Annotated in this window: 13 protein-coding genes and 1 tRNA gene; 6 read left to right on the forward strand and 8 right to left on the reverse strand. The window is 57.5% G+C overall.

Annotated elements, in window-relative coordinates; genetic code table 11:
* Together AC2FNU_RS20330 and AC2FNU_RS20335 are read right to left on the reverse strand one after the other, a co-directional pair.
* The coding region (locus tag AC2FNU_RS20330) for an HlyD family secretion protein (protein WP_496791861.1) at positions 1-554 on the reverse strand (554 nt) is incomplete at its 3' end.
* A complete protein-coding gene (locus AC2FNU_RS20335) occupies positions 551-955 on the reverse strand; it encodes a hypothetical protein (protein ID WP_496791872.1) in 405 nt (134 codons plus the stop codon). The genes AC2FNU_RS20330 and AC2FNU_RS20335, both read right to left, overlap by 4 nt.
* A 186-nt stretch (positions 956-1,141) precedes the next feature.
* On the opposite strand from AC2FNU_RS20335, the gene AC2FNU_RS20340 reads away from it, so the two are divergent.
* From AC2FNU_RS20340 to AC2FNU_RS20350, 3 genes are all read left to right on the forward strand, one after another.
* Positions 1,142-2,215, forward strand: a complete 1,074-nt coding sequence (locus AC2FNU_RS20340) for an NAD(P)/FAD-dependent oxidoreductase (protein WP_496791862.1) — start codon at positions 1,142-1,144, stop codon at positions 2,213-2,215.
* The gene (locus tag AC2FNU_RS20345) at positions 2,212-2,865 is read left to right on the forward strand and encodes a DUF938 domain-containing protein (RefSeq protein ID WP_496791863.1); all 654 of its coding nucleotides are present in this window, start codon (positions 2,212-2,214) and stop codon (positions 2,863-2,865) included. The genes AC2FNU_RS20340 and AC2FNU_RS20345 overlap by 4 nt, the downstream gene beginning before the upstream one ends.
* A gap of 69 nt (positions 2,866-2,934) precedes the next feature.
* Entirely contained in the window at positions 2,935-3,273 is a 339-nt protein-coding gene (locus tag AC2FNU_RS20350) for a carboxymuconolactone decarboxylase family protein (protein ID WP_496791864.1), read from the forward strand.
* A 285-nt stretch (positions 3,274-3,558) separates the two neighbouring features.
* On the opposite strand, the gene AC2FNU_RS20355 is transcribed toward AC2FNU_RS20350, so the two are convergent.
* The 6 genes from AC2FNU_RS20355 to AC2FNU_RS20380 all read right to left on the reverse strand — a co-directional run bounded on the left by AC2FNU_RS20355 (position 3,559) and on the right by AC2FNU_RS20380 (position 11,358).
* Complete coding sequence (locus AC2FNU_RS20355; protein WP_496791865.1) at positions 3,559-6,066, reverse strand: GcvT family protein; 2,508 nt, start codon at positions 6,064-6,066, stop codon at positions 3,559-3,561.
* 142 nt (positions 6,067-6,208) lie between these two features.
* Positions 6,209-6,481, reverse strand: a complete 273-nt coding sequence (locus AC2FNU_RS20360) for a hypothetical protein (RefSeq protein WP_496791866.1) — start codon at positions 6,479-6,481, stop codon at positions 6,209-6,211.
* An 85-nt stretch (positions 6,482-6,566) separates the two neighbouring features.
* Positions 6,567-7,976, reverse strand: coding sequence for an FAD-binding oxidoreductase (locus tag AC2FNU_RS20365; RefSeq protein ID WP_496791867.1), 1,410 nt, complete (start codon positions 7,974-7,976; stop codon positions 6,567-6,569).
* 93 nt (positions 7,977-8,069) lie between these two features.
* Positions 8,070-9,857, reverse strand: coding sequence for a gamma-glutamyltransferase (gene ggt / locus AC2FNU_RS20370; RefSeq protein WP_496791868.1), 1,788 nt, complete (start codon positions 9,855-9,857; stop codon positions 8,070-8,072).
* A 104-nt stretch (positions 9,858-9,961) separates the two neighbouring features.
* Positions 9,962-10,351, reverse strand: coding sequence for a GFA family protein (locus AC2FNU_RS20375; RefSeq protein ID WP_496791869.1), 390 nt, complete (start codon positions 10,349-10,351; stop codon positions 9,962-9,964).
* Between the two features lie 20 nt (positions 10,352-10,371).
* Positions 10,372-11,358, reverse strand: a complete 987-nt coding sequence (locus tag AC2FNU_RS20380) for a 2-hydroxyacid dehydrogenase (RefSeq protein WP_496791870.1) — start codon at positions 11,356-11,358, stop codon at positions 10,372-10,374.
* Between the two features lie 198 nt (positions 11,359-11,556).
* On the opposite strand from AC2FNU_RS20380, the gene AC2FNU_RS20385 reads away from it, so the two are divergent.
* From AC2FNU_RS20385 to AC2FNU_RS20395, 3 genes are all read left to right on the forward strand, one after another.
* On the forward strand, positions 11,557-12,018 hold the full coding sequence (locus AC2FNU_RS20385) for an SH3 domain-containing protein (protein WP_496791873.1): 462 nt from the start codon (positions 11,557-11,559) through the stop codon (positions 12,016-12,018).
* A gap of 91 nt (positions 12,019-12,109) precedes the next feature.
* Positions 12,110-13,099, forward strand: coding sequence for an NADPH:quinone reductase (locus AC2FNU_RS20390; protein ID WP_496791871.1), 990 nt, complete (start codon positions 12,110-12,112; stop codon positions 13,097-13,099).
* 89 nt (positions 13,100-13,188) lie between these two features.
* Positions 13,189-13,263, forward strand: a tRNA-Gln gene (locus AC2FNU_RS20395).
* Positions 13,264-13,501: the final 238 nt, after the last annotated feature.

Raw genomic sequence — 13,501 nt, forward strand, 5'->3', positions numbered from 1 at the left:
CGCTCGGCGACGAGGTTTTCCAGGCGCTCGATCTCAGCCAGACGTACCGCGCTTGATCCTTCGTCCCGCAAGGTTGTGTTACGCTCCAAATCCTCGAGCGCCTGCGCCAGAGCAGCCTTTGCACCGGCAATACCTGCGTCAGCCTCGGCCATGTCTGTTTCTGCAACCTTAAGCGAGGCCTGAACCTGTGCGATCTGTGCATTTGCCGCCTGAACCTGCGCGGTCTGGCTGAAATCCTCGATCCGGAAAATCGGCTGCCCAGCCGTTACAAGTTCGTTGTTCTTAACGAATACTTCTGACACACGACCCCCCAGTTGCGGCAGGATCGTCACGGTACGGAAATAGGACGCGGCGGTTTTGCTGGCCGGGTGAAAATAGAACAACGTGGTGATCACGGTCAGCGCCAGAATGGCACATGTCGTCAAACCCCAACGCAGTTCGTACCACATGGTAAACAAGGTGATCTCGTGACCGATACGTTTGCCCTGAACAAACCGGCGGAACAGGTAGTCGGGCAGCACCGTAATCAAGGCGCAGAGCATGGTCTCGATCATTTGTTGTGCTCCTGCGCTTCGCCTTTTTCTGATGCGGGTGGCGTCGGTGCTGTCACCTCTGGCATCGGTTCGGGCGTTGGGACCCGAGCAAGAGAACGAATGGCATCAGCAATGTTTCGAAGTGGCGTTGCAAAATCCGGAAATTGAAACCCTGCGACCAGTATGGCGGCAACCCAGAACAGACCATTATGTGTAAACAATGCAAGCAGCGCCAGAATACCCACCAACTGGAATTGTGGGTGATTGTTTTCGTGGGCCATTTTCTCGGGGACCGAGTGAAGCGTCAGATAACCAACACCGATCAGCACCACCAGAACGACAAAGAAAACAACCATTGCTGAAAATAGGTAGTCGCTTCCGTCAGCTGCGACGACGTATCGGGGAATATGCCCTGTCGCCATTGGATGAAGGTCCGCAGCAGTCACATTACCCTCCTGTTTATTTTGATACGTCTTTGACCGGGTTGAAGCACAAATTCAAGGCTGCTTATAGTCCGGAAAGCAATACGCAACACGAACCAGAGGCGCGCGGGCGAACATGTCTCCGCAGAAAACCAGCCTGTCTTTGATCTGTAGGGTTAGCAAGAAATGATTGATTTTCTGATCATCGGAGGCGGTATCGCCGGTCTCAGCGCGGGCGCACGTCTGTCGACGCACGGAAAAGTGATGGTGCTCGAAGCCGAAGACGCCTTGGGCTATCACGCGTCCGGGCGGTCTGCGGCACTGTTTGAAGAAAGCTATGGACCCCCTTCAGTGGTCGCCCTGAACAGAGCCGGGGCTGACTTTCTGCACACTCAAAACGGTGGCTATCTGACCCCTCGTGGGTTGCTGCTAGTCGGCGCGCAAGACCAAGCTCAGCTGTTCACTGCCGATTGCACCGAGTTGAACATGACCCAGATACCTGTAGAAGATGCCATCGCGCGCGTTCCGATCCTGAATCGCAAGCAGATCGGTTTTGCAGCGGTCAGCGAGGCCGCATTTGACATCGACACGGATCGTTTGTTGCAGGATTTTGCCCGGACCATCCGGCACAACGGCGGGACGGTTGCAACCAAACACAAGGTCACGGCCATCCGCAAAGACATACACTGGATCGTCACCGCCGGTCAGAGTTTTGAGGCGCGCAATCTGATTAATGCCGCAGGGGCCTGGGTCGACGAAATTGCCGATCTTGCGAACCTTCCTCCTGTCGGTATTACGCCACGCCGCCGGTCTATGGCCCGACTGCCCGCCCCCGGAGGCCATGATGTGTCGCGCTGGCCCATGATGCTTGGCGTGGGTGAAACGTGGTATGCAAAACCCGATGCTGGCAAACTGCTGGTCTCACCATCCGAAGCAGACCCAGTTCCACCTCAGGATGCCTATGCTGATGACATGGTGCTGGCAGAAGGTTTGGCACGCTACGAAGCCTTGATGACCGAAGCAGTCAAACGGGTCGAAACAAGTTGGGCCGGCCTACGCAGTTTTTCCCCTGACGGAACTTTGGTGCTTGGACGGGACCCATACGACCCAACGTTTATCTGGAGCGCGGGCCAAGGCGGATATGGTTTCCAAACGGCACCGGCCGCCTCTCAGCTACTTTGCGATTTGGTGGTCGGCAACCCCCCTGCCCTTGACGCCGAAAGTGTTGCCATGCTGACCCCGGAAAGGTTGAAGCGATGACCAAACGCAAGCTTCCCTCCTCTGCCAGTGTCGCCAATACAGCCGAGGACGGCAAAATGGTGGCCCCTGCGGCATCGCGAAACTCTGACGTCTTATGCGCATTGCTGCGCGACTGGGCTCCGTCACAAGGGCAGGCGCTGGAGATTGCCAGTGGGACCGGTCAGCATATTACGGCTTTTGCGGCACAGTTGCCCGGTCTGGAGTGGCAGCCTACGGAAATCGACCCGGATCGGCGGGCCAGTATCGACGCCTACGCGCGCGAGTTTCCGAATGTCGCCATGGCCGAAGAACTGGATGCGACCGCCGCAGGCTGGCATGCTCGGTTCCCCGGACAAAACATAATCGTGTTGATCAACCTGATACACTTGATCAGCTGGCAGGAAACACGAACCATTTTTTCAGAGGTCGCCAAGGCACTCGCGCCATCTGGAAGGTTTGTTCTATACGGGCCGTTTAAGCGGTCGGGACTGCTCACCAGTGACGGAGACAAGAGATTTCACCAAGCTCTGACGCAACAAGACCCGGACATTGGGTACAAAAATGACACCGACATACTTGCGTTGTTTGAGGAAGTTGGCCTCAACGTGCTGAGCACAGCCTATATGCCTGCCAACAACCTTGCATTTATCTCATCGCGACCAGCGGACTGATCGAGATCAAAGTCAGAGCCCTGTTATTCGCGTCATATTCAACTTGTGCAATATGAAAAGGCGGCTGAAATGGTCTGGCAAGAAAAACTCTCGGAAACGCGCAAGAGCCTCCGCAATCTCAACGGGTCAATTCCGGAAACCACGCGTGCGTTCGGGGCGCTTGGGAAGGTTGTGAAGGAAGGTGGAACACTTGACTACAAGACAAAGGAATTCATCGCTTTGGGCATGTCGGTTACACTCCGATGCGAGCCCTGTATTTCCCTGCACACAGAAGCCCTGATCAAAGCAGGCGCGACAAGGGATGAAGTGTCGGATGTATTGGCCATGGCCATTCAGATGGGTGGAGGACCGGCCATGATGTATGCCGCCAAAGCGCTGGAGTGTTTCGATGAATTGAACGCCCTGTAGTCTCGGAGCCTTCCCAAAAAGCCTGCTCACGCAGGCTTGCCTCCGGCGGAGGTATTTTTGAACAGAAGAAGTAACGGATCGTTAACTCTGAACGGGAATGATGGTTTTGCGGTACAGGCGGAGGCGCCGATGACCGCAACAGGAGAAGGCCCCCTTGCAAAAAGCAGGGGGGCTGGATCTAAAAAAAACCAGCCCCCTCTTCTTCTGTTTCAAAATACCTCCGCCGGAGGCATGTGCCGCCATAGGCGGCGCATTTATTGCACAGCTGTTACTATCGACTGCGGCCTATCCGTCTTTGCGGATAACCTCGTTCTTCGGGTCGTATGGGCTGTCGCAAGTGACAACAGCATCCCACAGCTTATCCTGCATTTTGACCTTCAACTTGGTGCCTTCGACCGCCAGTTCGGGCTTCACATAGCCCATGCCGATGGACTTCTCGAAGGCCACCGAATAGCCACCCGAGGTCAGACGACCCACGCGTTCACCTTCCAAGGTGTACAGCGCCTCACGGCCCCAAGGATCAGCGTCGTCCGGCCCGTCGATCAGCAGGGTACAACACTTTGCGCGTACACCGGTCTCTTCCAGCTTGGCCTTGCCGTAGAACTCCTTGGACAGGTCCACAAAGCGCGGCAGGTCAGCTTCCAGCGGGGTCGCATCACGGCCCAGTTCGGTACCGAAGGCACGGTAGGATTTCTCCTGACGCAGCCAGTTCTGGGCGCGCGCTCCGACCAGCTTCATACCGTGCTTCTCGCCTGCTTTTTCCAGCAGGTCGAACAGGTAGTTCTGCATTTCGATCGGGTGATGCAGTTCCCAGCCCAGTTCACCTGTATAGGCCACACGGATCGCGTTTACAGGGCACATACCCAGTTCGATCTGACGTGCCGACAGCCACGGGAAGCGCTTGTTGGACAGCGCGGTGTCCGGATCGGCGTCTTTGATGACCTCTTTAAGCACGTCTCGCGACTTGGGCCCGGCGATGGCAAAAACGCCCCACTGAGTGGTCACGTCCTGGATTTCGATGTACCCGAACTCCTCCATCTTGTCCTCGGCCGCCTTACGCAGATAGTCGGCGTCGTATTCGGTCCAAGCACCGGCGGAGACGATGTAGTAGTTGTTTTCACCATTGCGGACGATGGTGTATTCGGTTCGGGTGGTGCCGTGCGAGGTCAGCGCGTAGGTCAGGTTGATACGACCGACCTTGGGCAGCTTGTTGCAGGTGAACCAATCCAGGAACTGGGTCGCTCCGGGGCCTTTGACGACATGTTTGGTGAAGGCTGACGCGTCGATCAGGCCAACGCCTTCGCGGATCGCTTTGGCTTCTTCGACGGCATATTGCCACCAGCCACCACGGCGGAACGAGCGGCTTTCCTTGTCGAAGTTTTCAGGTGCATCGACGGGGCCGAAATAGTTCGGGCGTTCCCAGCCGTTGACCCAGCCGAACTGAGCGCCACGTGCTTTCTGGCGGTCATAGGCCGGAACTGTGCGCAGCGGACGGCAGGCTTCACGCTCTTCGTCGGGGTGGTGCAGGATGTAGACGTGCTCATAGCACTCTTCGTTCTTGCGGGCCGCGAACTCGGTGGTCATCCAGTTGGACGAATACCGCTTGGGGTCCAGCGAGGCCATGTCGATCTCGGCTTCACCGTCGACCATCATCTGCGCCAGATAGTAGCCGGTGCCGCCAGCAGCGGTGATCCCGAACGAAAAGCCCTCGGCCAGCCACATGTTACGCAGGCCCGGAGCTGGGCCAACCAGCGGGTTGCCGTCGGGGGTGTAGCATATCGGGCCGTTGAAATCGTCTTTCAGACCAGAGTCGGCGCAGGACGGCACGCGTTCTGCCATCGCCATGTACTGGTCCGCGATCCGGTCGATATCCAGCGGGAACAGGTCGGCACGGAAGCTATCCGGCACGCCGTATTCGAAGCGCGCAGGCGCGCCGTGCTCGTAGATACCCAGAATCCAGCCGCCGCGCTCTTCGCGCGCGTAGGATTCGTTGTCGGCGTCGCGCACAACGGGGTGCTCGGGGTTGCCAGCTTCACGCCATTTGACCAGCTCGGGATCTTTGTCCATGACGATAAAGGTGTGCTCGACCGGAATTGCAGGCATCTTGATGCCCAGCATTTTGGCGGTGCGTTGCGCGTGGTTGCCCGAAGCCGTCACAACGTGTTCGGCGGTGATGACGACCCGTTCATCCGACGGGACAAGGTTACCACCCTGTTCGACCATCTTGGTGCAGGTGACTTCCCAATGGGTGCCGTTCCAGTGGAAGGCATCTGCCTGCATCTTGCGGACGATATCCACGCCGCGTTGACGTGCACCTTTGGCCATGGCCTGGGTGACGTCCGCGGGGTTAATATAGCCGTCTTCAGTGTGATAGATCGCACCTTTCAGATCGCCGGTTTCGATCAGGGGCCAGCGCTCTTTGATCTGATCCGGGGTCAACCATTCGTATTTGACGTCACATGTCTCGGCCGTGGAGGCATAGAGCATGTATTCATCCATACGATCCTGCGTTTGCGCCATGCGCAGGTTGCCAACCACAGCAAAGCCTGCGTTCAGACCGGTTTCCTCTTCCAGCGTCTTGTAAAAGTCGACCGAGTATTTGTGGATATGGGTGGTTGCGTAAGACATGTTGAACAGCGGCAAAAGGCCAGCTGCGTGCCAGGTCGAGCCAGAGGTCAACTCGTCCCGTTCGATCAGCATCACGTCATCCCAGCCAGCCTTGGCCAGGTGATAGGCAATCGAGGTTCCGATGGCGCCACCGCCAACGACCAGTGCTTTGACTTGGGTTTTCATAACCGGGCGTCTCCCCTTGAATTCAGCTGACACCATATGGCGCAGTTAAGGGGCGACGCGCGACATTCATCCGACCAGTGATAGGAAAAAAACGACCCGAACACTAAATGCAGGTCGCAGTTCGGTCATTCAGCCGCTCACTTCAGCCACTGGAACTGCAACGTTTGCTGGTTCCGACCGTGGTACAAACCAGTTTGCCACCCTCGTCTGAAGGTTTCAGCGAAGCTGGTTCCTGCGGTTGGGATGCCTCTGCCTCAGCATGGTTGTCTGTGAACCCGGCACGCGAGGATACCGAGGCCAGATAGCCTTTGAAGCTTATGCCGTCCTCCGATGCCTTGGCCTGCTGGTAATAATCCAGCCCTGCAACAGCCAGACCACAGACTGTAACAAAGCCTGCCAGATATTTTGCACTCATGTCGACCACCTGTCTGTCTTTGCGCCTTTCAGACCAAAACATGTGGACGATTTAAGGGCACAAAACCGACCAGATCGCGAAACCTCTAGGACCGATCGGACAGAATTTTGCCGGGGTTCATAATGTTGAGGGGATCCAGCGCGGCCTTGATAGCGGCCATATACTGCGTGGCGGCCCCCAGCTCTTTCTCAAGGTAAGGCCGCTTGCCCTGCCCTATGCCATGTTCCCCGGTGCAAGTGCCCTCCATCGAGATTGCAAGATCGTTGAGCCAGCCCACAAAGGCGTCGGCTTTGGCAACCTCATCGGCGTTTTCCATGTCGATCAGCAGCAGAGTGTGGAAATTGCCATCCCCCACATGCCCCACGATGGGCGCCAGCAGGTCAAGGTCGGCTGCTTTCCTTTGGGCTTGCGTCACACACTCGGCCAAACGTGAGATCGGCACACAAACGTCAGTCGAAATGCCACGTGCGCCGGGGCGCAGTTGAAGACACGCCCAATACATATCATGGCGGGCCTGCCACAGCTTGTTCCGTTCTTCGGTGGTCGTGGTCGCGGCAAAATCGGTACCGCCGAATTCTTCTGCGATCTGGCCAAAAGTCTCGGCCTGCTCTACCGCGCCGCTTTCCGAGCCATGAAATTCCAACAGCAATAGCGGCGTTTCCGGCAGGCTCAGCCCGGAATAGGCGTTGGCAGCTTGAACCGACATTTCGTCCAGCAACTCGATCCGGGCGACCGGAATGCCATACTGAATGGTCATCATCACTGCGCGGCACGCCGCGTCTACCGTTGGAAACGAGCATCGCGCGGAACTGATCGCTTCGGGGACTCCATGCAGCCGCAGGGTCAGTTCAGTGATGATCCCAAGCGTGCCTTCAGCCCCGATCAAAAGGCGGGCCAGATCGTACCCGGCCGAGGATTTCTTGGCCCTTTGCCCTGTGCGGATGATCTGGCCATCCGGCATGACGGCCTCAAGGCTGAGAACATTGTCCTTCATTGTTCCATACCGCACCGCATTGGTGCCCGAGGCGCGCGTGGCCGCCATGCCGCCCAGCGACGCATTGGCCCCGGGGTCAATCGGAAAGAACAGACCCTGATCGCGTAAATGCGTATTCAGCGCTTCGCGGGTCACGCCGGGTTGTATGACGCAGTCCAGATCTTCAGCATGAACCGCCAGCATCTTGTCCATTTGTGTGAGGTCCACCGAGATGCCGCCAGCAGGCGCATTCACATGCCCCTCAAGCGACGTTCCGGTGCCGAAAGGTATAACCGGTACTCGGTGCGCCGAACAGGTTTTGACAATGTCTGAAACCTCTTGCGTTGTGTGTGGGAAAACCACGGCATCCGGACTTTGGTTTTCGATCCAAGTCGTGGTGTGCCCGTGCTGTTCCCGGATCGCAGCGCTTGCTTGCAGCCTGTCGCCGAAACGCTGCTTGAGAATGCTGATCGCGGTTTCTATGCCTGTTTCATTTCTAGGCAAGGAGTTAGCTTGCACCATGGTCATCCTCCCCTGCCCCAATACACTGCGAGCCTTTAAGCCAATGAGTAAAAGGCCCGCAAAGTTTGGGCAATCCCCACTTTTACCAAGGGCCTACTCGCCCAGCGCAATCCCTTCACGGCGCGGATCTGCTCCGCCGCTCAGCACGTCACCGATTTCAATGGCGTGCAGGCCCGAAGTCAGGTCGCGCGAATTGACCTCAAAACCCTGTAAAACCAAAGCGTCCGTAAACCCTTCGGCAGCAGTAGCTACCTCGACATCGTAGGTACCGAAGCGGTTGACCAAATGCGGCAAGGACACCGCCTGCTGTACATCCATTCCCCAATCGGCCCAAGCTATGATCGACTTCGCGACATAGCCGATGATGCGGCTGCCGCCCGGCGACCCGATGGCCAGAACCGGAGCGCCGTCCTGCATCACGATGGTCGGGCTCATGGAGGAACGCGGGCGTTTTCCGGGCTCTAACCGGTTGGCAATCGGCACGCCGTTGCTATGGGTTTTGAACGAGAAATCCGTCAGCTCGTTGTTCAAAAGGAACCCGTTCGTCATCAGACGCGAACCAAAGCCGTTTTCGATCGTCGTCGTCATCGACAGCACATTGCCATAGCTGTCCACAATCGAGATATGCGAAGTCGAAGGCAGCTCGAGCGACACATCATCCGCCCAATTCAATGCATGGTCGAATTCGGGTTGGCCGGGTGCCACTTCGGCCAAAGCACCTTCGGTATCCAACAGCGCCGCGCGCTGCGCAAGATAATCCGGATCAACCAACCCCTGTGTCGGCATGGGAACAAAATCGCTGTCAGCCATGTAACGACCCCGATCCGCAAAGGCGAGGCGAGAGGCATCCCCGATCAGCCGCCAGGCTTCTGCGCTTTCGGGGCCCATCGCTGCCAGATCATAGCTGTTCAGCATCCCCAGAATCTGCCCGACGGTCAGCGCACCCGAGGATGGTGGCCCCATGCCACAGACTTCGTACGCGCGGTATGCAGCACAAACGGGTTCGCGTTCGATCACCTGATACAGCGCCAGATCAATGCCGGACAGAACCCCGGGATTGCCCGGAGCGTTCCGAACCGTGTGGACAATATCAGCAGCAATCTCACCGCCATAAAAGCCTGCGGCCCCGTCATTGGCCAAAATACGCAAGGTATCAGCATAGGCCGGGTTCATCAGGCGCTGCCCTTGCTGCAGTGGCTCTCCACCCGGCAAGAAATAGGCCGCCGTTTCGGGAAAACGCGACAGGCGCTCGGCGTCGTTGTCAACAAGGCTGGCCAAGCGCGGCGAGACCAGGAAACCTTCGTCCGCCAACCGGATGCCATCGGCAAACAGACCGGGCCAAGAGGAACGCCCCCAACGGCGGTGCGCCTCTTCCAGCAAGGCAGGGGTTCCCGGAGTGCCCACAGACAATCCCCCGACCACCGCATCGAAGAACTTCAGCGGCTCACCGTTTTCGTCCTGAAACAGCGTTGGTGTGGCCGCCTGTGGTGCGGTTTCGCGCCCGTCCAGCGTTGTCATCTGCCCTGTCGCTGCATCATACCAGACCAGGAACGCACCGCCGCCCAGACCCGAAGATTGCGGCTCGACCAGACCCAGCACAACCTGCACGGCCACCATCGCATCCGCAGCAGACCCGCCCGCACGCAATACTTTGGCCCCGGCTTCAACGGCCAGAGGGTTGGCGGCGGCCACCATCCAGTTCTCGGACGTGACGGGAACGCCGTCCAGCTTGGCCTCAAACGCAGCGATGACCTCTTCGGTCAGGGCTTGCACTTGCCCATCAGTGGCGGTTTCCGGTGCAACAGCGTCGGCCGCCTCCTGGGCGAAACCAGGTGCCGAAAACGCAAACACCGAAAGCAAAAAAACGGAAACACATCTCATCTGATCCAATCCTCCAATTTTTTCTTTTATTTCTGACCTTTACGCAATGGTTAAACGCTGCAACGGCCTATGCAGCGAACACAAGCGCACGGCGATGTTTCGCACTAAGCCTGTGGCGCGGCGTCATCCCGATCCTCGTCAAAACGGGTCATTCCAGTGAACTTGGGCAACCAACCTTCGCGCCGCGAAGCCCAGCACTCGTATGTAGGCGTCAATTGGTCGGGCGCGTCGAGACACCCCAGATGCACTTCGACCTCGGAACCGCTGCGCGCAAAAACCGGTGAGCCACAGGTTGGGCAAAAGAACCGATCTGCATACCCCTGTGACGGGCCGGAAATCTTGACGGCCTCGCTGGGAAAAATCGCTGCCGCATAAAACAAGGCTCCATGATGCTTGCGGCAGTCCAGGCAATGACAAATCCCAACCCGAAGAGGACGGCCCGAAGCCGCGATGCGCAATCGTCCGCAGCGACATCCCCCTTCAATCACATCCATTCAGGCTCCTTTCCGGTGGCTCAGAGCATGGATGGCACAACCTGATCTGGCGGACGGTGGCCATCTTCGAAGGTTTTGATATTGATGATAACCTTCTCACCCATTTCGATCCGCCCTTCCAGCGTGGCCGATCCCATATGCGGCAACAGCACAACGTTGGGCAGCTGCCGCAGCCGCGGGTTCACATCAGTACCCTGTTCGTAAACGTCCAGCCCCGCCCCTGCGATTTCGCCTGCACGGATCATCCGGGTCAATGCGTTTTCGTCCACAACTTCACCGCGCGAAGTGTTCACGATCACTGCCGATGGTTTCATCAGCTTCAGTCGACGTGCGTTCATCAGGTGGAATGTCGAAGGGGTTGATGGGCAATTGACCGAGATCACATCCATTCGTGCCACCATCTGGTCAAGGCTTTCCCAATAGGTCGCCTCTAACTCTTGCTCGGTTTCGGGGCGCAATCGGCGACGGTTGTGGTAATGAACCTGCATTCCAAACGCGTTTGCCCGTCGGGCAACGGCTTGTCCAATGCGACCCATGCCCAGAATACCCAAACGCCGACCACCTATGCGGCCGCCCAGAAAAGCAGTGGGCGCCCAGCCCGACCAGTCACCCTGTTGCATCACGCTCAACCCTTCAGGAATGCGCCGCGTGACAGCCAGGATCAGAGCCATCGTCATGTCCGCAGTGTCATCGGTCAGCACGCCGGGCGTGTTCGACACCAGAATACCGCGCTGACGGGCCGTGGCCACGTCGATATTGTCGACGCCAGCCCCATAATTGGCAATCAGCTTAAGGTTTTGACCGGCCTGCCCCAACAGGCCGCCATCAATTGTATCGGTAACCGTTGGCACCAGCACATCAGCATCCTGCACTGCGGCGACAAGTTCATCCCTTGTCATCGGCGTGTCGTCATCGCGCAGGCGCACGTCAAACAACTCGCTCAACCGGGTTTCCACCGCTTCGGGCAACCGTCGCGTAACGACAACACTCAGACGTTCTCTTGGCACCTTGGCCCTCCCACTGCTTTGCAAACAGACGCGCGCCATGGCATCGTGGCGCAGGATAAGGCGGGGCACAAGAACCCCAATGGCATTGAGTCGACCTTTTTTTGAAACCGGATCAACAGGCATAAGAGCGGGCAGTCAGTGAGTGGTATTCGACCGGTAAAACGCCGATGTCTGGCGGCGATATCCGCATTTCTGGTCATGTTCGGCGCTTGTGCCGCGCATGCCGAGGATAAGCGTGGATCCGTCACCAACCTGCCCCTGCCCCGTTATGTGTCAATGAAGGCCGCCGAAGGGAATGTTCGGCGCGGACCATCGCTGAGTCATCGAATCGACTGGGTCTTCAAACGGCGCGGGATGCCACTGCAAGTCACGGCGGAATACGGCAACTGGCGCAAGGTACAGGACCGAGACGGGGCCGGTGGCTGGGTTCACTATGCCCTGTTGTCAGGTGTGCGCACCGTGCTGATCGAATCTGACATGCTGCCTGTCTATACCCGCCCCGACCCCAATTCCCCCGTGAATGCACATTTTGAAACCGGTGTGGTGGCTCGACTTGGAACCTGCTCGCTGGACTGGTGCCGGATCACGGCAGGCGGGTATCGCGGTTGGACGCTGAAATCGAACCTATGGGGTGTCGACCCTTCAGAGATCCGCGAATAAGACGCCCGCCCGGTGTTACGGCGATAATCGTTTGCAAGAGGTTTGAATTCACCGCCGGTTTAAGTTGTAACTGGGACAAACGGAGGATTCCATGCGCGCAGTTACCTATTCCGCTTTCGGAGATGCAGCCGAAGTCTTGCATCTTCAAGACCTTCCTCCGGTTCTTCCCGGCCCGGGTGAAGTCACTGTCGAGTTGGCATTTTCAGGCGTCAACCCATCCGACATAAAGGCCCGCGCCGGAGCCCGGCCCGGCGTCACCGAGCCTCCTTTCCCTTTGATCATCCCCCATAGCGACGGGTCTGGCGTGATCTCAGCTGTCGGCGACGGCGTCCCCGCGTCCCGGATCGGACAACGCGTGTGGGTCTGGAATGGTCAATGGGAACGCGCATTTGGAACAGCCGCCAGCCACATCACCTTGCCCAGCGATCAAGCCGTTGAATTACCAGATTCGGTATCGCTCGAGACCGGTGCGGTTCTGGGCATTCCGGGCCTGACGGCCTGCCAAGCTGTGTTTTCAGGTGGCGCACCCAAAGGGCATACGATTCTGATTCACGGTGGTGCTGGTACGGTCGGGTATCTGGCCGTTCAGCTTGCAAAACGGGCGGGCGCACGCGTGATCACGACCGCCAGCCGCCGCAATTTCGACAGGGTGCAATCAGCTGGCGCGGATGTGGTGCTCGACTACAGCAGCCCAGATCTCGCTGGTCAGATTTTGGACGCAAATGACGGGCGTACAATCAGCCGAATCGTTGATGTCGAGTTCGGAGCAAATATCGAAACGAACACCACCGTAATTGCCGAAAACGGCCGTATCAACGCCTACGGCTCAGCGCAAAACATGACACCGGTTTTTCCTTTTGGACCAATGATGTTCAAGGCCGTGACGCTCGAGACGATCCTGATCTATCTCTTGCCAGCAAGTTTACGATCTACCGCTATCGAAACCCTTCACAAGGCGCTGACCGAGGGTGCCCTGACCTGTCCTGTCCAGAGCGTCTTTGCATTAGAAGACTGCGCGGCCGCTCATGACATGGTTCAGGCTGGGAACCGTGTCGGGGCAGTGTTGGTCGCCACCAAATGATCACCTCAAAAATTTTTCCGGCGCTCACATTTTTTTGCCAAATAGCCCTTGAACCCCGCCAACAACAATCGTAGACAGCCGCTCACCGTTGGGGTGTAGCCAAGTGGTAAGGCAGCGGTTTTTGGTACCGTGCATCGTAGGTTCGAATCCTACCACCCCAGCCACATTTTACCAATAAAAACAAATACTTGAAGGAAACTAATTTTCGCGTCCGACCGAAGACTCGCGCAAGTTTGCCTAACATTCTGGGGTCAAACTGGGGGAAGAAGGAAAAAGCTGCGGAAAATTCAGAGTAAATTACTGTTTTGAAAAAATTAAATAACCTACGATACACGGTTACAACGCACGCATATCGTAGGTTCTTTCCTGTCACCATTTCGCGTCTCGAACCCACTTTTCAAT

It is taken from the genome of Ruegeria sp. BHSB064 (genome assembly GCF_059613205.1).

Coding starts and splice junctions, on each gene's coding strand:
- AC2FNU_RS20335 (WP_496791872.1), bottom strand. CDS start 955: ATGGCGACAGGGCATATTCCCCGATACGTCGTCGCAGCTGACGGAAGC.
- AC2FNU_RS20340 (WP_496791862.1), top strand. CDS start 1,142: ATGATTGATTTTCTGATCATCGGAGGCGGTATCGCCGGTCTCAGCGCG.
- AC2FNU_RS20345 (WP_496791863.1), top strand. CDS start 2,212: ATGACCAAACGCAAGCTTCCCTCCTCTGCCAGTGTCGCCAATACAGCC.
- AC2FNU_RS20350 (WP_496791864.1), top strand. CDS start 2,935: ATGGTCTGGCAAGAAAAACTCTCGGAAACGCGCAAGAGCCTCCGCAAT.
- AC2FNU_RS20355 (WP_496791865.1), bottom strand. CDS start 6,066: ATGAAAACCCAAGTCAAAGCACTGGTCGTTGGCGGTGGCGCCATCGGA.
- AC2FNU_RS20360 (WP_496791866.1), bottom strand. CDS start 6,481: ATGAGTGCAAAATATCTGGCAGGCTTTGTTACAGTCTGTGGTCTGGCT.
- AC2FNU_RS20365 (WP_496791867.1), bottom strand. CDS start 7,976: ATGGTGCAAGCTAACTCCTTGCCTAGAAATGAAACAGGCATAGAAACC.
- ggt (WP_496791868.1), bottom strand. CDS start 9,857: ATGAGATGTGTTTCCGTTTTTTTGCTTTCGGTGTTTGCGTTTTCGGCA.
- AC2FNU_RS20375 (WP_496791869.1), bottom strand. CDS start 10,351: ATGGATGTGATTGAAGGGGGATGTCGCTGCGGACGATTGCGCATCGCG.
- AC2FNU_RS20385 (WP_496791873.1), top strand. CDS start 11,557: ATGTTCGGCGCTTGTGCCGCGCATGCCGAGGATAAGCGTGGATCCGTC.
- AC2FNU_RS20390 (WP_496791871.1), top strand. CDS start 12,110: ATGCGCGCAGTTACCTATTCCGCTTTCGGAGATGCAGCCGAAGTCTTG.